The sequence below is a fragment of the Pseudoalteromonas sp. L1 genome (genome assembly GCF_021728095.1).
GTDB lineage: Bacteria > Pseudomonadota > Gammaproteobacteria > Enterobacterales > Alteromonadaceae > Pseudoalteromonas.
The window spans coordinates 379,470-399,207 of sequence record NZ_JAKKCT010000001.1 but is presented as its reverse complement, the minus strand read 5'-3'; the positions used below and the strand labels follow the sequence as shown (position 1 = coordinate 399,207).

Genomic DNA, 19,738 nt, shown 5'->3' with positions numbered 1-19,738 from the left:
TTATTTCTCCTCTGGGTGCAGCCCATCTTGATGACCCACTGCATACATAATATGGTCATTGAACCCTGTGGTTACACGAATATAACCACTTAGTTCATCATCTAATTCACTATCACCCGTATCGGCAATCAGTGGTCGGCCATTTAGGGCCTGTAATTTAGTTTTAGTCGCCACCACAATAATATTGTCGCGGCCAATCGCACGAATAAGTGCAGGGCTTAGTTGTTGGTTGCCACGGCCAAAAATATGCCCTTGTCCACCAATTAAGGTGATCACCAACTTGGTTGCTCTCCCTTGTGTAAGCTCAAGTAATTGCTGGGCAGTTAAGTCCTTAGCAACAAGTTCTTGGTCTGCCACTAAGTCAACTCCTAGCAAGGTATTCTCAAGGCCCATCTCTTCCATAATTGCCGCAACTGTAGAACCACTACCCATCACATATAAGCAGTCTTCATCCATTTCGCTGACAACATAAGCAGCAATATCAGCAAGTACTAATTCATCAGTTTCTTTGCCGCCATTTTTAACCGCTTGTACATAACGCACTTCACTAGGTACTTGCATTTCACCATAGCGCTTAGCTTTTACCGTGCCTTCACGAAATGCGTCTTCATCAATATCCATTACATCAGCATCGCCAAGGCTAACAAGCTCACCTTTTACTAGCATCTCAACAACGCGCCCCGCAGCTTTGGGGGTAATCGCATAAACGCCAGAATGTATTTTACAGCCTGCTGGAATACCTAACACAGGCGTGCTATCGCCAACCGCATGACAAATATTGCGGGCCGTACCATCGCCCCCTGCGAATAAAATAAGGTCGACACCTTGCTCAACTAATAACTTGGCTGCCTGCTCAGTATCATCAGGTGTTGTGATATCTTTTGTTTGATAAACCACTTGAGTGTTAAAACCTAGCTGACTTGCCGTTTGCTCGCCCATTTCACCGTTTACAGTGTAAATAGTGAGTGCATCTTGATGAGTTAGAAGAACTTCAAGGGCTGCACGGGTGCGTAAATTAGCTTTGGGCTCTGCACCGAGTTGTATCGCTTTTGCTGCCGTATCTGCCCCATCACTGCCCTTCAGTGCCACACTGCCCCCTAAGCCGGCAACAGGGTTAACAATCAAACCTAATTTAAACTGCATTAGATAAAGCTCCTTGGTTGCCATGAAAATCATGCTGCCACGTAAACTGTGCAGCCGTTAATGGCCATGGGGTTTTATAAAAATCACTCAATGCTTTGAGTAGCGCTATCGTGCGTTGATTAAAGCCAGATGCTAAAAAGCTTAACACTTGCTGGTGAACCCGCGCTTGAAAATCAAATCGGCAGGTTTGCTCACCATTTAAATTATCAACAGAGACATTAAAATCAAACCCCGCAGCCACACTTAGCGCCCATTCAATAGCTTGAGGTTTTACTTCAACCGCTTCAAATTCAGCTTGCTGCTGTTTATTACGACCGTCAGGGCAATACCAATAACCATAATCCTCTTTTAATCGTCGAGCTTCACCGGCCACCAGCCAATGGGCTATTTCGTGTAAGGCACTAGCATAAAAACCATGAGCAAACACGATTTGGTGATAAGGTGTTTGCTGATCAGCAGGCAGGTAAATAGGTTCATCTTCGCCCTTTATCAAACGCGTGTTATAGCTTTGATAAAAGGTGTTTTCAAAAATAGCGATTAAATCGGCAATATGGTGCATACAGGCTGAATTCGTCTCGTCAAAAGGGTTAAAATAACGCGCTAAAAACGAGCCGAATTGTACGGACTTTTAGGTTCAAAGTAAAAGCTATAGGTACTTTGTTAGATCGACCTCATCAATTTGTGCAGGGTTCAAGTACCGTTTTGCATAGCTCAAGTAAATTCCGGAGCGTAAAAACAATGTGAAAACATCACGATCTACATGTTGCTCATCCACCATTTTCGCCAATATATCAATTGCAACACTCAAAGGTTTGGCTTTTTTATAAGGCCGATCTGCAGCTGTAAGCGCTTCAAAAATATCAGCAAGAACCAACACACGCTCTGGAATAGATAAGTTATCAGCAGTTAATTTACGCGGATACCCTGTGCCAATTAATGTCTCATGGTGAGTTGATGCGTAACGAGGTACTCTAGCCAGCTCATCGGGAAACGGTACATTATCAAGCATTCGAATGGTACTTATAATATGTTCATTAATTTTAAAGCGGTCTTCTGTTGTTAGCGTGCCACGTGTAATTTTTAAATTATACAATTCACCTAGGTTGTATTTGTATTCAGGAATCGTCACTTTAATACCTAAGCGCTCATCATATTCTATTGGCTTATCATGGGGTATTAGGTGCTCTGCTTTATCACTTAATAGTTTCTCTGTTGCAGGGAGTTGTTCATCAGCATTACTATGACGAATCTCCTCCACCGGTGACAACCCTATTTTGTCATCAAAATACCGCTGCCATGTGATATTGCTTAACTTCTCCAACCGCTCAAGGCTCGCTTCATCCATAAACTCACCACCTACATTACAGGATGCTATGAATGAAAAATCTTTTCGTAACTGAGACTGCTTCTCTTTGAGTTGTAACTTTAAACCCCCTTCTTTTTCTGGCGCTTGGCATGCAGCTTGTAAATAGTCAATTTCAGCATCTCGCCATAACACTTCAAAGCGGGTTCTTATTTCATGAATCCGGTTATAGATAGTTTCGAGCTTTGTTCCTTTATCGACAATATGCTCTGGCGTGGTAATTTTTCCGCAGTCATGAAGCCAAGCTGCTAGACTAAATTCTCTAAACTCATCATCGTTTTTAAATTCAAAGTCTTTAAATGCTTGCTCATTTGAACTTGACGCAGCCTTTGCAAGCATGATTCCAAGTTCAGGAACCCGCTCACAGTGACCGGCGGTATATGGGGACTTATCGTCGATAGCTTGCGCTATTAACTCGATAAATGATTCCATTAACGCTTTTTGATTTTGTTCATGTTGTTGAATTGATTGGCTCATTTCGACCATCGAAGACGCCAAATTATGAATTTCTTTAATGTTACTTTTTAAAGTAGAGACTTGATCAAACTGGCGTTTTTTTATTTTTAAGTTCTCACCTTCTAGTGTTTTAATTGGCCCGACAATCGGTGAAGCAAAAAACCACGAAACAGGTAGCACCATAATTAAACAAGCGGCTGTAATTAAAGTAGAAAGCTTAATTTTCTCATGTGTAGAACTAAGCACTCCCTCTTTAGGTACCGCAATTGCCAAAAAGTCACCATCTTCGTTATTGGCAGATAAAGGGGTTATATAAACATATTTTTCAATGCCATTTAATGTCATAAGCCTAAGTTTGGAAAACTGATCACTCTGCTCAAGTAGCGTCAAAAGCTCTGGGTAAGGTACTGTTCCTACAACCTTTGAAGTAACATGCAACTCATTTGACAACCACTTATTTTGTAAAGCTGTTAAGTACTCAGTAGGTAACCGTTTAATTGCCAAATCGATTAAACCTTTAAGCTCGGCATCTTCAGGGTGAAATAATAGGTGCAATGTATCAGGTAATAAATCATGGCTAAAAGCATCTAACTGGTTGTATTGAATGCCTTTAATAAAAAATTGCTTTTGCGTGTATTTAAACACGGCTTCGTTATCGAGCCCCGCAAAAACCTTTCCTTGGCTAACTGCATCTAACACGGCTTTGGTGCTTGCAAGTTCAATAATTTCAATATCTGGAAAGTGTTTTTTTATGACCTCTATCACCGACCACCCTTCACCTATCGCTAACTTCATACCCGCTAACTGTTTCATAGTTAAAATGGGCAGCTCCCCCTCTTTAGTTATGATACTAAATGGCAAGGTTGTTATGGGCTCACTCATCAACCCCAGCGGTTCATTAGTTGGTGTTTTGAAGATAGGCTGAATAATATCAATCTCATTATTGGCAAATTGCTGTAAAAATTCTGACCATGCGTAACCATTGATATATGTGACTTTTAAGCCCAGCATCTCGGCAATCCCATTAATATAATCAATGCTATAGCCTTTGGGCGTCCCTCCAACACTAAAATCAAGTGGTGGCCAATTCGTCTCGTTTGATACCGTTAGGTAGGGGTATTTATTCAACACAGCTTGTTGGTATTCGCTTAACGTAAGCTGTGTTAATGTGGGTAACTGAAGGTTATTTTTTTGCTGGTTAGAGGCTATAATTTCCCCTTCTTTATTGTAAATATATAACTCGGTTAAGTACTTGTTGCTAATCTTTTTTTGCTGACGAGCCAAGTATTCCGAAATACTCGACAAACTCACATCAAGTGCTAATACACTTTTTTGATCCGCTGATTTTATAGAATAGGTTTGCCCAGGCGCTTGCAAATGTGTGAAAAAATAAGGCTTCGTTTTACTGACATGGGTTGAATTCGCGTTTTTAAACCAGATCCGTTCACGGGGGTCATAATTAGTTGCTTTACTTTGTGAAATACGCAAATTAAATTGTTCATCAAGGTAATGAGTTTGGTGGGTTCGCGCCTCTCCCTCCCCTGCAATGTGTATCACTACCCAACGATCTGCTTCTATCGCTTGGAGCTGCTGACGAACGATATTGCTACTTTCTAAATTAATAAGCTCATAAAAATCTCCATTCTCATAACCAACATACATGGCATAAAATTGAGGATTTAGCTGCATTATTTCACCCATTACATTTCGTAATTCACTTTTGTCGATTTTATTCGATGTAACAAGGGTGCTATTTTGAATCATTACACTTAACGTGTTTTCGGACTTTTCATTAATCCTTGTGAGATAACCTGCCACTGAGTCTGTGGTTAAATTGAAGTGTTTTACACTCGCCTCTAATGCCATTTTTTCGCTGAAATAGTATTGCAAACTGATTGCAATAATTGCTGTAAGTGAGGTTGCAAGTACAAATACAGCCACAACAGTTAAACGAATAGAGAAACGGATTTTTTCTTTTAATTTATAAAAAGCAGCTACCAGCACCTATGCAACTCCCTGCTATGCTAAATTCGTAATTATTATTAACTTGTATATCTTTTATACACCAATGATTAAGTATTACAAATAGAAAGCTACAAAATTTATGCTCACAGCAAAAAATCAATGCAGTCTTTCAGTAGGACTATTAATTAGTTCATTTAAATAGCAGGGCAATAACAAAATATAGGTAACTACTTTTCAGTTTAATTAAATAAGCTCCTCGCCAGCCTCATCACATTCAACAATATCTGTTTCTGCTAATGCCTTAGCAATCCATGTTTGCAAGATTGGGCACGCAAGTACATGCTGGCAATAAGCTTGTGCTGCACTCGAAAGCTCAATCTGGTACGTTTTAAAGCGCAGCACCACAGGTGCGAACATCGCATCAACAATAGAAAAATCACCAAATAACCAAGCATTAGGGTAACTTTGCTGCTGAGCCGAAAATATCTCATCCATGCGCGCAATGTCTTTTTTAGCTTGCTCTGATAACTCAACATACCTTTTAGCACGAATATTCATAGGCATTTCATTACGAAGTGCAACAAAACCAGAGTGCATCTCGGCAGCTAAGCTCCGCGCTTTTGCTCTTTGGGCTATGTCACTAGGCCAAGCAGCACCATTTAGATAAGCATCATTGATGTATTCACAAATAGCGAGTGAATCCCACACAATTAAATCACTATCTATAAGGGCAGGCACTTTTTGCACTGGAAACTTCGTTTTTAGCACTTCATAAAATTCAGGGGTATCTAAGACTAGTTGCTTCTCTGCAAATGAAACATTGAATTTACTCAGTAAATACCATGCCCGCAATGACCAAGTTGAGTAGTTTTTATTGCCAATAAATAATTGCATTATACGTCCTTTAACGAGTAGATTAAGTTCACTATAAAGTAGCGAGCGGTTAATTACTCGCCAATAGTTTTTATACAACCCATAAGAAAAGTTGATACATAATGGATATTGATGCCCTCAGAACTTTTTGCGCCTTTGTTGATACGGGAAGTTTTACCCGCGCCGCAGCACAAATTTGTAGAACTCAATCTGCGGTAAGCATGCAGATGAAAAAGCTTGAACAAGACATTGCAAGTCCGCTATTTGAAAAGCAAGGCCGTCAACTGGTGCTAACCCAGCAAGGCCACCAGCTTGCAAGTTATGCAAAGCAACTGATCACACTTCATGATGAGGCGTTTAAGCAATTAAAAGCAGGCACAGGTAATTTACGTGTGCGTATTGGCTGTCCTGACGACTATGCCCATTCTTTACTACCAGAGCTTGTTGATGCTCTGCACCAACAATTTGATGCGCTTGATTTACAGATAAGCTGCGCCCCAAGCACTGAGCTTAGAGCCAAGCTCGACCAAGGCATGCTGGATTTAGTAATTGCCACTCGCTCACCTGACAGTGAAGAAGGTTACTTATTACAATCAAGCCAAGGCGTGTGGGTGAAAAGCCCTGCTTTTGAGATTAACGATTCAACACCACTTCCAATCGCCTTGTTTCAACGAGACTGTAAGTTTCACCAAGCCAGTATTGAGGGTCTATTAAAAGCCGAGCGTCGTTTTAATATTGTTGCCTGCTGTGGCTCTGTGGGTGCGTTACATGGCCTAATTGAACAAGGCCTCGCCATTGGGAGTATGGCGCGAATAAGTGTGCAAGCGAGTGTGGAAGAAATCAGCGATGGCTCGCTGCCAACCCTTCCTATGATTGATATTGTTCTACTGTATGGTAATCATGCCCACAACCCTGTTCGCCATGAACAGTTAAAACAGATTGTGGAGTTGATTAGGGAATAAATAAGTATAATAAACTACTGGAGTTTAACCAATTTGCGAGTTCTAATTGGTTTTGTAAGATATAAAAACTCACTTAAATCATGAGCACTGTTGATCAGCATATGTTGCTTAGGTTGGGCTAATTGCCAACGTTCAGTTTTGGCAGTTACTAAATCAATACGCTGAAAGCTGACTTTATCAGCATACTCCATGGTAACGGCTAATTGCTGGTTACTCACAGATATACCAATGATGTCATTGTTAGCTGCTTGCCAAACAGTCTCTATATCGCCATGGCTATTAACTCGAAACACTTCGTTACTGTTCGAAAAGTAAATCTGATCTTGCTCATCTAAATCCATACCATAGCAACTTAAGCGTTTCCCTGAGCCTGTGAATGGTGTCAAAGTTAGACTTGTTAAATCAAATTTAGCTGGGTGAAATGTCTGTCCATCCTCTGCGCGATAAGAAACCAGAATTGCGTTTTCATTATGATACATTTCTCTTAAATAAAAAGAATGATTACCATGAGGAATTGATTCATAAGTGCCACTGCTTAAATCAATTTTAAATAATGTATCTTTACTTGCAGTGTAAACCTGTCGAGCGTCTTGGCTCCAAATAATCCCAAATAACTCATGGTTATCAGGGTTTGAAAAAATACGTGTTTGCTTACCATTGTCGTATAAAAATAATTGTTTTAATCCAAAACGATGTGACTCAAATACAAATTGAGTAGAATCTGGCGAAAACACGGGAAGAAAGTCGATTGATGAGGTATCAACGAGTTTGGTCAGAGTGTCTGGTTTAGCGCGTGTTTGGCTGACAATATCCACATCAACATTTACTAACTCCATCAAAATAGCTTCAGCGTTTGATGTGTACTGTGCATCACGAATTATTTGATAATTATTAAATGGAATTAGCTGTAGCTCACCACCAAGGTCTAAGTGAATAAGCTGATTGCGTTGACTAATTAATAACGCTTGATTATTTGGGTGCCAGCTTAAGCCTTGAATACCATCTTCTATGATAGAAATGGTTTGTAACTTTCTATTGGTAAGGTCAAATACATCAATACGGTATTTGTTTTGCCCAGCTTCAATGCCTAATGCGATTTTAGTACCATCTTTAGATAACGCACTCACAAGTAACCAATCTTGTTGTGCTGCTGTTACTAAGCGTGTCTTTTGTTTAGTGTTTAAATTCAGTGAGACAAGTCGAGTATCGTTGTTTTGTTTCTCTTTTTCTATGTAATAGAGTCGCTTATCAGCCCCCCAATCTATGTGATGACTGGTTAATACGCTGTCATTAAAAACACTCACTGTCGTTTGCTCTAATGGCAGAAATCTTGATAAATCTATGCTTAAGGTGTTGAGTGATTGTGTTTGGTCTAAGGTTTTTACAAACGCGATCGCATTATCGGAGGTAGACCACCCCAACGCGTAGTAGCTTGCGGCATCTTCAGTCAGCCTCACCTCTCGCTCTGTTAAGAGCTCTTTAATCCAAATATGTTGGCTCTCTTTATCGCCTCGCACAAAAGCGAGGTACTTACCACTATGTGAAAGTGATAAGTTAGCTTCGTTTAGTTCACTCGAAGTGAGTGGCATTAACAGGTTGAAGTGAGTATTTACTTTCTGTTGAGGTATTAGCTGCCAAGCAATAACAACAAAACTAATTAGCAGAACAACTAACAACGGAAAAAATTGCACTTTTAGTGTTTTTGCTTGCCCCTCAATTACTTTTTCAAGGCTATAACCGCGCTTAGGGTGTGTAATTATAAACTGTGGATTTTTGGCATCTTCTTGGAGTGCTTTTCGTAGCAATGCGATACAACGCTGTACCGAACTTGGGTTGTAGGTAGCATTAGGCCATACTTTTGCAAAGATTACTTCTTGGCTTACCACTTCCCCCTTATTTAAATAAAGAGTATGTAATACATCCATGACCTTTGGCTCGACTATTTGCTCATAATCTTGCGATGAAATTAAACATCGACTCTCATCAATTGCAAATTTGCCGATTCGATAACGCGCCACTTACTTCTCCAATAAATATTTACGAATCAAAGATTAAGGTTTTCTTAAGAGAAACTCAAGGGTTACTCCATTGTCACTTTGCTCTGCCTATTAGATTGTTTTTGTTATGTCAAAATAGGTAATAAAAACAATGTATAAATATTTATCAACGCTCACTATTTTCATCAGTGCTTTTTTAATTTTTCAAATTCAGCCGATGCTTTCAAAGCAACTTCTACCGCAATTTGGTGGTGGTGCCTCTATTTGGTCAGCAAGTTTAGTGTTTTATCAAGTCATGTTACTTATTGGCTATTTCTATGCGCATAACATGGGTCGCTTTCATATTAAGTTGCAGGTAGTCACCCATATAGTTTTAGTCACCTGTGCCACACTCATTGTTGTGACAAAATTTGCAGCCCCAAATCTCACAAAGTGGCCGCCTACGCTTGCGGTGTTTGTTAATTTATTTATAGAAATTGGTCCAATATTTATTCTACTGAGCGCCACCAGCGTGCTTTTACAAAGGTGGTATGTGCAAACTGCTTCAGCACAAGTGCCTTACCATTGGTATTCCATCTCAAACTTGGGTTCTTTACTGGCGTTAATGAGCTACCCGCTCGTTTATGAATTACTATTTTCTTTAGAGCAGCAAACTACCTACTGGCTATTTGGACTTATCAGCTACTGCTTGTTATTAACACTTCTTGTAGTATTTTTACTAAAAAAAGCACCCGACATATCAAGAGCGCCAATTCAAACTAGGCATATCACGGTATTAAAAGGTAAAGGTCAATGGCTGTTACTCAGTGCCTTAAGCTCAGCCATGTTGGTATCTACCACGCATATGATCAGCACTAATATTCCACCCATGCCATTACTTTGGTCACTGCCCCTTGTAATTTACTTGCTCACCTTTAGTTACACGTTTGCCAACAAAGCAAATTATCAGCGTCATAAGTGGGCATATGCGTTTATATTTTCGGCTTTTGCAGGCCTGCTGATGTTTTATTTTGGCAGCTTATTCAATGCCCTAGCCCAGCTTATAATTTACAGCCTGATTCTATTTACCGCCTGCATGATTTGCCACGGTGAGCTTAGAAGCAAGGCCCCTGAAAATGAGCAATTTACGATTTTTTATTTCTATATAGCCCTTGGCGGTGTGTTAGGTTCGCTTTTCAGTACGCTCATTGCCCCATTGCTATTCGTCCAAATTGACGAGTACTTACTTGCATTAGCCGTTATTTTTAGTGCTGTCTGTTATTTCCAACTAAAAGCTGAAACAACGACAAAACAGCTCAAATTCACTCTCGCAACCAGCTCCGTTGTTTGGCTATCGTGTTATTGTTTTTTAGCGGTAAACTTTAACCAATATAACGTTGCGACTAGCCGCAACTTTTATGGCTATTTAGCGGTTAAAGATATAAACATTCAATCAATAAAAGAAAGGCGCTTAATTGACGGCACCACGATTCATGGCTCTGAACCATTAAACGCAAACCAACAGTTTGGGCAAAGTTACTACCACCAACATACTGGTGTCGCTAAATCACTTGCCATACTAAAGCAACACAGCGCACTAAACATTGGCGTGATTGGTTTGGGTGCAGGCGTTTTAGCTCGGTTTGCAGACCAGCAGGATAGTATTCACTTTTTTGAGTTAAACCCTGCTGTGGTCGAGATGGCAAAGCGTTATTTCTCTTACTTAGAAAACAGTGAAGCTAAGCTCAAAGTGACCTTGGGAGATGGCCGTATAGCGCTAAAAAATAATGCGAGCGAAATATTTGACGTATTAATTATTGATGCATTTTCAAGTGATGTAATCCCTGCACATTTACTAACCCAAGAAGCAATATCGCTTTATTGGCAAAGACTCAATGAAAATGGCGTATTAATTGTGCATATCTCAAATAACCACATTGACTTATTGCCAGTATTACAGGCACATAGCCAACACTTTAATAAGGCTTTGTTAAAGTTTAGCTATCAAGGCTATAACCCATCAGACATAGGCTCAGACTGGGTGGTGCTAACTGACAATCAGGCTTTTTTAAATCGTGTATCTATCAGTGATTTGTCGCCGATTAAACGCTACCCACATAGCGAGCTGGCAATGTGGACTGATAGCAAACACAGCCTACTCCCCTTATTAAAATTCTAACAGGCATAAAAAAGCGTGATGATTTTTATTAATCATCGCGCTCATTAAATTGCATTAATTTCTAAACACTAAGCCACTTTAGAGTATTGCTAGTCAAAGTATCCCAAACACAACCCCGTTATCCCTAGGAGAATCATACCAATTAGGCTGATATCCATAAAAAATGCCAGAAAACGGTCTATTGGTCTTGCATGGCGTAAAATGATATCTTCATTTGCTAGAGGGGTTTTTCCTTTCTTACCTCGAACTAATATTCCTGCATACATACCAACTCTGAGACCCATTCCACCTCGGTCCCAACTTGACGTTCCGCTTCCTTCCTCTTTCACTTTTCTATCTAACCGACGGATTGTGAGCCGTGTAAAAAGTAACCCTGAAATTAAGAAACTAACTAAAAAAATTACATTTAACACTTCAAAAACACTTTTCATTTCCATTAAAAGAAACTCATATTTGAACTTTTATAATACAGTTACTTGTAGTTAGTTGGCTCATTACTAAAAACTGCATGTATTAAATCTAGCTCCATGCCTAAATGCTGAAGTTAACCAAAACAAATACTAAACTAAATAGCCCAGCCATTTCCCTAAAGGCCATAATATAAATATAGCCACTAAACTTATACTCATAGAAAAAGCTAGAACACGGTCGATAGACCTTGCATGACGTAGAATGATCTCATCCTCTGTAAGTGATGCTTTATCTGACTTATTCTTTATCAGTGTGACCGCATACATACCTACTCTAAGGCCCATCCCGCCCCTATCCCATGACGGTGTTCCTTCACCTTCCTCTTTGATTTTTTTGTCAAGATGACGAATGGTTAAGCGCGTAAAACAAAATCCCGAAATGAGAAAGCCTAATACAAAAATTACATTTAAAACTTCAAAAACACTTTTTATTTCCATTAAAAGAAACTCATATTTGAACTTTTATCATAGAGCAGTCTGTAGTTAGTTGACTCGTGTAATTATTAGCTCTAAGGGCATTTTAGTCTGCTGCATGCCTAAATAACCAAATAAAGGCACGGTTAAAAATATCCTAACCACTTCCCTGCAAGCCATAATATAAACATCCCTAAAAGGCTTAAATCGACAGTAAACGCAAGTACTCTATCTATAGGGCGAGCACAACGCAGGATTATATCTTCGTCCGGTATCGGGGAGCTTCCTTTTTTACCACGAACCAGTACAACTGAATACACGCCAACTCGAAGCCCCATTCCTCCCCTATCCCAGCTAGGCGTACCACTCCCCTCTTTTTTAACTTTTTTATCTAATCGACGAATAGTAAAACGTAAAAATAACAGCATAGAAATAAGAAAAGAGATACCTAAAAATATCAGTAATAAATGAAAAATATCAGCACCGCTCATTTATTTATTCCTATCAGTATGACCAAGTACATCCCTCTCCAGAGGTCTCCCCCAACAAGTAGCAGCCCTAACTTTTTCTTCGCTCTTTATTACCTATTAAGCTGTGTCAAACACACAAAAAAGTATCCCTAAAAATACAAACATATCAAAGTAATAATACATATTTCAGAAGTTGCCATGCCAGTGCAACACCTCAACTCTGTACTGATTATCTTTTTCAAACTAACGAACAATTAAAATAGGAACATTACTCTTTACATTACGTTCATTCTTTATTAATGTCTAAAAAAAGTGCAAGGACTGCCTATGAATATACCTAGCTTAAGCCCTCGATTCGTTGTCTTGCTCATTCTTGTTTGCGCCGTTATTTTTCCAGTTATTAGTCAAGGAGAAGATATGTTCAGCTGGTTCAGAAAGAAAAAAGAAGTGTTTTTAAGCCCAGAAGTCAAAGGCATTGTGACTGAAAATGGTCAACCAGTTGCTAACTTAGAAATAATTCGCTCATTAATCTACATAGATGAAAAAGTTCATCGAGACGCTGCAATAACCGATGAAAATGGGCGCTTTCACTTCCCTAAAAAAACAATTTTATCCTCGATACCTAATAAGTTGATTGCTGAGCATCGTGTTTCTCAAGAAATTTTTATTGAAAGAGAAGATGGGCTAACTCCTTTATGGGTTGCAACTCAAGCTGGTATTAATGAAATTCCGGAGTACAGTAAGAAGCTGTCATTCTTGAACTGCCAAATAACTGATCCTCATGTTGTATTTGAGTTCAAAAATCAAAAAAATAAGTATCGTAACTACGTAGCTCAAAGCATTTGTAGGTGGGAAGAGGATTTTTTACCCTATAAACTTTTAAAGAATGGTAAACAATACCGAATAAATAATTATGATCTAACAGATTTAACTGAAATATAAGGAAGATTGACATGGAAAAAGTCAAAACAGTTCTACCACCAAACATTGCTGCTATCGTAGCTGCTAGAGTATACGATATAAGAAAATCTACATTATTTAAAGAAGAGTTCGGGCAAAACTTTGACAGCAATTTCAAAATCACCACCAATCAAATCAAAGGCGTCAGTGGTGGCTTAATTAACCAACTTCTAAACCGTACCACAGGGTTTGCCTTAACAGCAGAAGGCGCATCACCTCAATTTAAAGGGCATCATATTATAGGTATCCGCGGTACCGCTTTTTCATCCTGCTCTGATTGGCTTACCAATTTAAATGTCGCGATTACACATGGACCTAAAAATTTAGAAGTACACTCTGGTTTTGAAAAAGCCTTTAGCAGTATGAAGCCCATGTTTGAGGCTTATATAAAAAATCATAAACCTACGTGCTTGCACCTTGTTGGTCATAGCTTAGGTGGTGCTATCGCACAGATCACAGCAATTTGGGCAAGCGAAAAAGGGATCCCTGTAAATTTATATACCTTTGGTGCGCCACGGGTTGTATTAAACCACTCCGTTCATTTTGCCGCGCATAATATTGGCCAGTATCGTGTTACACATGGCGCAGATCCAATACCTTGTGTACCTGCTTGGCCGTTTAGCCATACCGCAAGCGAATATCAAACAGCAATGAATGAAGGGTCATCTTTTAGTATTGGAGCTCACTCCATGGAAGAGAATACCCCAGGTTATATTAATACTGTTGCTGCTTATAAAGACTACGCAAGCATGGAAAGTTCCATAAAGCCGCTTCACTACAACCACACTGTATTAAAGTATGATCAGCGCTTTAATGTTAGGTTTTCACTTAACTGGCAGCGAGTAATTACTAATGGCCTAATTACTTTTTTAAAGAAAACAGGACAATACGCCTTCATATCTGCACAGGCAGGTTTAACTGTCGGGTTAACTTTTTACGATATTTTAGCCCGCTGTCTACATGAGTCAGTGGTTAAATTTGTCGAGCTTACAGAAGAGTTAAAAGGGTTAATCGGGCATATGCTCGCATTTGTTGGTAAAGCAACATATGAGGTCAAAGAGCTAACCGCTCAATTTATTCGTTGGGTATTAGGTTTAATGATCAAAAAACTATACATGGTAGCAAAACAGGCAATTGATCGTATTTAAGCTTCTTTTCAGGCCTTCCCAAATCAAAAACGCGGCAAATCAAGCCGCGTTTTAAGTTTATAGTTCTTTGCTAAATCAAACCAAGCTAATCAATCGAACCTTTGATTGGTCCATGTTCGTGGCTTACATGTGGGTTTTGACCACGTTGGCGCAATAAGTGATCCATTAAGGTAATCGCCATCATCGCCTCAGCAATAGGAATTGCACGAATGCCCACACAGGGATCATGACGTCCTTTGGTGATCATCTCTACCGCTTCGTTGCTGGTATTAATGCTGTTGCCCGGTATGGTAATGCTTGAGGTTGGCTTAAGTGCGATAGAGGCAATAATGTCTTGCCCTGTCGAGATACCTGCAAGTACACCACCTGCGTGATTTGATGTGAAACCATCTGGAGTTAACTCATCACGGTGCTCAGAGCCTTTTTGCTCAACCACATCAAAGCCATCACCAATCTCAACGCCTTTTACTGCATTAATGCTCATTAGTGAATGTGCAAGTTCTGCATCAAGGCGATCAAATACTGGTTCACCTAAACCAACAGGCACATTTTTAGCAACCACTTTAACTTTAGCGCCTACCGAATCACCTTGTTTTTTTAGGTCGCGCATATATTCATCAAGCGCGTCTAACTTGCTTGTATCAGGGAAGAAAAATGCATTGTTTTCCACTTCATCCCAGTTGTAATCTTCAGCTTTAATTGGCCCAAGCTGGCTCAAACAAGCACGCACTTCAATACCGTGAAATTGTTTTAGGTATTTTTTTGCAATTGCACCCGCGGCTACACGAATCGCAGTTTCACGAGCAGAAGAGCGACCACCACCTCGGTAATCACGGATACCGTACTTATGCCAATAGGTATAATCACCATGACCAGGGCGAAATACATCGGCAATTTTGCCGTAATCTTTTGAACGTTGATCAGTGTTTTCAATCAGTAAACCAATGCTAGTACCTGTGGTTTTACCTTCGAACACACCTGAAAGAATTTTTACTTCGTCACTTTCACGGCGCTGTGTTGTATAACGACTTTGCCCCGGCTTACGACGGTCTAAATCAATTTGTAAATCGGCCTCGCTAATTTCAAGACCTGCTGGGGTGCCATCAACAACGCCGCCTAATGCAACGCCGTGGCTCTCACCAAAGGTGGACACTTTAAATAGTTGTCCGATGCTATTACCTGCCATTAATTTTCCTCATTCCTAATGACTACTGAGACCGAGCCCTCAGGCTCGGCTTTTAAAATCTGCTGTTAATCTGCGAAATAGTTAACAAGCTGCTGTTTGCTGATTACAAACACGCCAAGGCCACCTTGTTCGAATTCAACCCACTCAAACGGCGCACCTGGGTACAGCTCTTCCATATGTACCATAGAGTTACCAACTTCGACAAATAACAAACCGTTATCAGTTAGATGCTCAGCAGCTTCCGCTAGGATGGTGCGAGTAACATCAAGACCATCGTGACCCGATGCTAAACCAAGCTCTGGCTCGTGATGGAATTCACGTGGTAAATCAGCCATATCTTCAGCATCAACATACGGTGGGTTAGCTACGATCAGGTCATATTTTTGACCCGGAACACCACTAAACACGTCTGACTGAATTGGCAGTACACGGTCATTTAGCATGTAATCGCTGATATTAATATCAGCAACTTCGAGCGCCTCATAAGAAATATCAACCGCATCAACCTGTGCATCTTCAAATGCTTGTGCAAGTGCAATAGCGATACATGCAGAGCCGGTACATAAATCAAGAATGCGCGATACTGAGCTTGGCTCTTCTAACCAAGGTGCAAAGCGGTTGTTAATTAACTCTGCAAATGGCGAACGTGGAATTAACACGCGCTCATCAACATAAAACGGCATACCTGCAAACCATGCGGTGTTGGTCAGGTACGGTACTGGCGTACAATCATTAATACGCTCTGCAATTAGTTCAGCTAAACGGTTTTTCTCGGTGCTGGTTAAACGCGCATGCATTAGCTCTTTTGGCGCGTCGATTGGCAAGCTTAGCGCTGGCAATAACAGGCTAACAGCTTCATCCCACGCGTTGTCTGTGCCGTGCCCAAAGAAAATACCACTGCTGGCAAATTGACTGGTTGTCCAACGTAACCAATCATGCAACGTTGAAAGTTCTGCAATTGCCTCGTCTAAAATTGCGTCTTCTATCTGGAAATGGTTCATGTATGTTCCTTAACTTTCAAAGTCTGTTCTGACGCGTATTGTACCGTCTTTTCAGTTGGTTTTTACTCGATTTTTAGCGTTTTTTTGTTTAGACTGCCGCCATGAAAAAAGATCCCCACGACAACAACCACATTAGCACTGACGATATTGACTTATTTCGTCAGAGTATCAGTGGTGCCAAAGCATTTAAACAAGACACTATTCGATTCACCAATAAGCCTAAAGTGTCACAAGCGAAGCAATTTTCCCAGCAAAAAAAGCAACATCAGGCAGAATTTTTCTTTTCTGATGAATATGTACCAGATATCGACACTCACGGCACCGTCAGTTATGTCAAGCCAGGTCACGATAGCTTTTTAGCAAAGCAACTTCGCCGTGGAGATTACCCACCTGATTTAACCCTTGATTTACATGGCTTGAATAAAGAATTAGCCAAAGATGAGTTGGCAGGTTTAATTCATGAGTGTAAAAAGCAGCATTACTATTGCGCTTGTGTTGTGCATGGCATTGGTGAGCGCATACTTAAACACAAGGTACCGCAATATTTAGTGCAGCACCCTGATGTGATTGCGATGCACCAAGCACCTCTTGAATTTGGTGGTAAAGGGGCGGTACTTATTTTAATTAATCTTCCACAAAGTGATGAGTTCAGACGCTAACGTTTTCTTGTCATAAGGCCTAAAGTGCATATTTTTTCGATTATCTTTCCACTGATTTTTATCGTGTTAAGTGGTTACATCAGCTCGCGAAGCACGTTTTTATCGAAAGAGCATATAGCAGGGCTAAGTAAGTTTACTTTTTATATCAGTGTACCTGCTTTTCTATTTTTAAATATGGCCCAAGCCAATTTACATAATAGTGTATCTATAGCGGGATTTATGAGCTTTTACATCCCGGTATTGGCTATTTATACCCTTGGCTATGTTATTAACCGCTACCTCATTACTAAGCACTCTGCGCCGTCACGTCATGCTGTATTTGCCCTTGGCAGTAGTTACTCAAATACGGTACTGGTAGGTTTGCCGATTATTATTGCTGCACTTGGGCAACAGATGGTCGGCATTGTGTTTATGATCATTACTTTTCATAGCGCACTTTTGTTTACCCTCACCTTTTTGCTCAGCGCTAAATCGCAGCAAACATTCTCTTGGCGAACATTTGCTAAAAACATGCTGCTGAACCCTGTGGTATTAAGCATCAGTAGCGGCCTTGCTGTAAACCTACTTGGTTTTACACTTTTTGATGATTTAGTAAATGGCCTCAGCTTACTTGCTAAACCTGCCATTGCCTGTGCGTTATTCGTATTAGGAGCGAACCTTGCGTTTTATAAAGTGGCCGACAACTTACAAGCATCACTTATCGCAACCATCATCAAGCTTGCCGTGTTACCGTGCGGAGTCTACTTTTTTGCAGGCAGTGTGTTCCATCTAGAGCAATCATTACTGAACGTTTTAGTGCTTTTAAGCGCCTCTCCTTTAGGGGTCAACGCTTACCTAATCGCCAATCAAATTAAGCAGCATCAAGCGACGCTCGCAAGTACTGTGGTGCTCTCAACGGTATTGAGTGTAGTCAGCTTTAGTGTTTGGTTAAGTATATTGCTTTAGTTTTATAAACCACCCGACACATCGATAAAACTGCCCGTTGTGAATGAGGCTTGCTCACTTGCTAAAAAGTAAATTGCCGACGCCACTTCAGCGGCTTCCCCACCACGACCAAGGGGTAACTTTGATTTTAAACGATCAACTCTGTTTACTTCACCACCATCACGGTGCATATCGGTATAAATAAGACCTGGTCTTACCGCGTTTACCCGAATACCTTTACTGGCTACTTCTTTGGCAAGGCCAATAGTAAAGGTATCAAGTGCACCTTTGGATGCGGCATAGTCTAAATATTCATTTGGCGAACCTGTTCGTGAAGCCCCCGATGAAACGTTCACAATACTGCCTTTATCCATTCGTTTAATTGCTTCTCGCGCACACAAAAATGCGCCTGTAACATTGCAGCTTAAAATGGCGTTAATACGCTTTGCATTCATCTTTAATAGCGGCATTTGTGGTTGCATCATCGCCGCGTTATTAATTAAAACGTCTAAGCGCGCAACCTGCTCATCTAATTTGGCGAACATGGCGAGTACTTGCTGCTCATCAGCGATATCGGCTTGGAACAAATAGGCATTCACGCCAAGCGTTTTTATCTCATCAGCGACCTGCTCTGCACTTGCTTGATCTGACTTATAGTTAATACACACGTCATAACCTTGCTCGGCAAATAACTTAGCCGTTGCAGCGCCAATACCACGGCCGCCTCCAGTAATAAGAACCACAGGGTTCGAACTCATTCTGACTCCTTAAATACCAATTTAAACTGCTCACATACTAAAGGCATTTCAGGATGGCATTGATAACCTGTACCTGCTAGCTCTCGCTGATAATAATTCCAATGCACACGCTGCCAATAAGCGAGGCTTTTGTCGCCCTCCCCCTCTAATGCAGCATATTCGTCTGTGATTTGGTTAAATGGCGTAATAGTTACCGCGATGGTTTCAATAATGCCTAAGGGCTGTTCTTGCCAATTAGTAAAAATAGCTAGGTCGCCAACTTGAGGTAAAGCTTCGTCATTGGCTTTAAACCAATACAGTGAAGAGGTTGTTGCTTGTTTTATACCTTTTAAAACAAGTAATGCGCAGTCATTGGCATCTTGCTCATTATCGCAAAAATGCCAATGTGGTAGTTTAACAACGGCACGCCCTGATTGCTCATTAAAGCGAGCAATCAACTGCACCTTACGCTGCTCGTTACTTAACGGCTGCAACAACCGAAATCTCTACAAGCAGTGCATCGCGCGCCATTTTTGCCTCTACACAGGCACGTGCTGGCGCATGACCTTGTGGTACCCATGCATCCCAAACTGCGTTCATCGCTGCAAAGTATTCCATACTTTTCAGGTAGATTGTGGCGCTTAGCATATGCTCTTTGCTACTCCCCGCTTCAATAAGTAAAACTTCTACCTTATCTAGCATGGTTTGAGTTTGTTCGCTGATATCTTTTTCTGCATCTGCACACACTTGGCCACAAAGGTACACCGTATCATTATGCTTGACGATACGGCTCATGCGCGCACCAGTTTGTAAACGTTCGATTGTCATAATTTTAATTCAATAGTTGATAAA

Annotated in this window: 19 protein-coding genes; 6 read left to right on the top strand and 13 right to left on the bottom strand. The window is 40.5% G+C overall.

Annotated elements, in window-relative coordinates; translation table 11 throughout:
- The 4 genes from L3V38_RS01815 to L3V38_RS01800 form a co-directional block, all read right to left on the bottom strand.
- On the bottom strand, nt 1-1,143 hold the full coding sequence (locus tag L3V38_RS01815) for an ATP-NAD kinase family protein (RefSeq protein ID WP_237118192.1): 1,143 nt from the start codon (nt 1,141-1,143) through the stop codon (nt 1-3).
- Nucleotides 1,133-1,702: an elongation factor P hydroxylase gene (locus L3V38_RS01810; protein WP_237118191.1), complete on the bottom strand. Its 570-nt coding sequence runs from the start codon at nt 1,700-1,702 to the stop codon at nt 1,133-1,135. The genes L3V38_RS01815 and L3V38_RS01810 overlap by 11 nt, the downstream gene beginning before the upstream one ends.
- 87 nt (nt 1,703-1,789) lie before the next feature.
- Nucleotides 1,790-4,966 carry an HD domain-containing phosphohydrolase gene (locus L3V38_RS01805; protein ID WP_237118190.1) on the bottom strand — a complete coding sequence of 1,059 codons (3,177 nt, stop codon included), beginning with the start codon at nt 4,964-4,966 and terminating at the stop codon, nt 1,790-1,792.
- A gap of 204 nt (nt 4,967-5,170) precedes the next feature.
- Complete coding sequence (locus tag L3V38_RS01800; RefSeq protein ID WP_237118189.1) at nt 5,171-5,821, bottom strand: glutathione S-transferase family protein; 651 nt, start codon at nt 5,819-5,821, stop codon at nt 5,171-5,173.
- A gap of 101 nt (nt 5,822-5,922) precedes the next feature.
- On the opposite strand from L3V38_RS01800, the gene L3V38_RS01795 reads away from it, so the two are divergent.
- Complete coding sequence (locus tag L3V38_RS01795) at nt 5,923-6,762, top strand: LysR family transcriptional regulator (protein ID WP_237118188.1); 840 nt, start codon at nt 5,923-5,925, stop codon at nt 6,760-6,762.
- Nucleotides 6,763-6,776: 14 nt separating this feature from the next.
- Here the strand turns inward: L3V38_RS01795 and L3V38_RS01790 are convergent, their stop codons facing one another.
- Entirely contained in the window at nt 6,777-8,780 is a 2,004-nt protein-coding gene (locus L3V38_RS01790) for a winged helix-turn-helix domain-containing protein (RefSeq protein WP_237118187.1), read from the bottom strand.
- Nucleotides 8,781-8,910: 130 nt separating this feature from the next.
- Here L3V38_RS01790 and L3V38_RS01785 point away from each other — a divergent pair, with 130 nt between their 5' ends.
- A complete protein-coding gene (locus L3V38_RS01785; protein WP_237118186.1) occupies nt 8,911-10,917 on the top strand; it encodes a fused MFS/spermidine synthase in 2,007 nt (668 codons plus the stop codon).
- An 89-nt stretch (nt 10,918-11,006) separates the two neighbouring features.
- On the opposite strand, the gene L3V38_RS01780 is transcribed toward L3V38_RS01785, so the two are convergent.
- The 3 genes from L3V38_RS01780 to L3V38_RS01770 form a co-directional block, all read right to left on the bottom strand.
- Complete coding sequence (locus tag L3V38_RS01780; RefSeq protein WP_237118185.1) at nt 11,007-11,354, bottom strand: hypothetical protein; 348 nt, start codon at nt 11,352-11,354, stop codon at nt 11,007-11,009.
- A 123-nt stretch (nt 11,355-11,477) separates the two neighbouring features.
- Nucleotides 11,478-11,825 carry a hypothetical protein gene (locus L3V38_RS01775; protein WP_237118184.1) on the bottom strand — a complete coding sequence of 116 codons (348 nt, stop codon included), beginning with the start codon at nt 11,823-11,825 and terminating at the stop codon, nt 11,478-11,480.
- Nucleotides 11,826-11,947: 122 nt separating this feature from the next.
- Nucleotides 11,948-12,292 carry a hypothetical protein gene (locus tag L3V38_RS01770; protein ID WP_237118183.1) on the bottom strand — a complete coding sequence of 115 codons (345 nt, stop codon included), beginning with the start codon at nt 12,290-12,292 and terminating at the stop codon, nt 11,948-11,950.
- Nucleotides 12,293-12,598: 306 nt separating this feature from the next.
- Between L3V38_RS01770 and L3V38_RS01765 the strand changes: the two genes are divergently transcribed.
- The gene (locus tag L3V38_RS01765) at nt 12,599-13,213 is read left to right on the top strand and encodes a DUF4198 domain-containing protein (protein WP_237118182.1); all 615 of its coding nucleotides are present in this window, start codon (nt 12,599-12,601) and stop codon (nt 13,211-13,213) included.
- An 11-nt stretch (nt 13,214-13,224) separates the two neighbouring features.
- Entirely contained in the window at nt 13,225-14,379 is a 1,155-nt protein-coding gene (locus L3V38_RS01760) for a lipase family protein (protein ID WP_237118181.1), read from the top strand.
- Between the two features lie 85 nt (nt 14,380-14,464).
- Here L3V38_RS01760 and aroC read toward each other — a convergent pair whose 3' ends face one another.
- Both aroC and prmB read right to left on the bottom strand, forming a co-directional pair.
- Complete coding sequence (gene aroC, locus L3V38_RS01755; RefSeq protein ID WP_130150531.1) at nt 14,465-15,565, bottom strand: chorismate synthase; 1,101 nt, start codon at nt 15,563-15,565, stop codon at nt 14,465-14,467.
- Between the two features lie 65 nt (nt 15,566-15,630).
- Nucleotides 15,631-16,566: a 50S ribosomal protein L3 N(5)-glutamine methyltransferase gene (prmB, locus tag L3V38_RS01750; protein ID WP_237118180.1), complete on the bottom strand. Its 936-nt coding sequence runs from the start codon at nt 16,564-16,566 to the stop codon at nt 15,631-15,633.
- A 101-nt stretch (nt 16,567-16,667) separates the two neighbouring features.
- Between prmB and smrB the strand changes: the two genes are divergently transcribed.
- Nucleotides 16,668-17,225, top strand: a complete 558-nt coding sequence (gene smrB, locus L3V38_RS01745) for an endonuclease SmrB (protein WP_237118179.1) — start codon at nt 16,668-16,670, stop codon at nt 17,223-17,225.
- Between the two features lie 24 nt (nt 17,226-17,249).
- Complete coding sequence (locus tag L3V38_RS01740; protein ID WP_237118178.1) at nt 17,250-18,170, top strand: AEC family transporter; 921 nt, start codon at nt 17,250-17,252, stop codon at nt 18,168-18,170.
- 2 nt (nt 18,171-18,172) lie between these two features.
- Here L3V38_RS01740 and L3V38_RS01735 read toward each other — a convergent pair whose 3' ends face one another.
- From L3V38_RS01735 to L3V38_RS01725, 3 genes are read right to left on the bottom strand one after another with little or no spacing between them, the layout of a single operon-like run.
- Nucleotides 18,173-18,907: an SDR family oxidoreductase gene (locus tag L3V38_RS01735; protein WP_237118177.1), complete on the bottom strand. Its 735-nt coding sequence runs from the start codon at nt 18,905-18,907 to the stop codon at nt 18,173-18,175.
- Nucleotides 18,904-19,383, bottom strand: coding sequence for an ASCH domain-containing protein (locus L3V38_RS01730; RefSeq protein ID WP_237118176.1), 480 nt, complete (start codon nt 19,381-19,383; stop codon nt 18,904-18,906). The genes L3V38_RS01735 and L3V38_RS01730 overlap by 4 nt, the downstream gene beginning before the upstream one ends.
- Nucleotides 19,364-19,714, bottom strand: a complete 351-nt coding sequence (locus tag L3V38_RS01725) for a RidA family protein (protein WP_237118175.1) — start codon at nt 19,712-19,714, stop codon at nt 19,364-19,366. The genes L3V38_RS01730 and L3V38_RS01725 overlap by 20 nt, the downstream gene beginning before the upstream one ends.
- Nucleotides 19,715-19,738 lie beyond the last annotated feature (24 nt).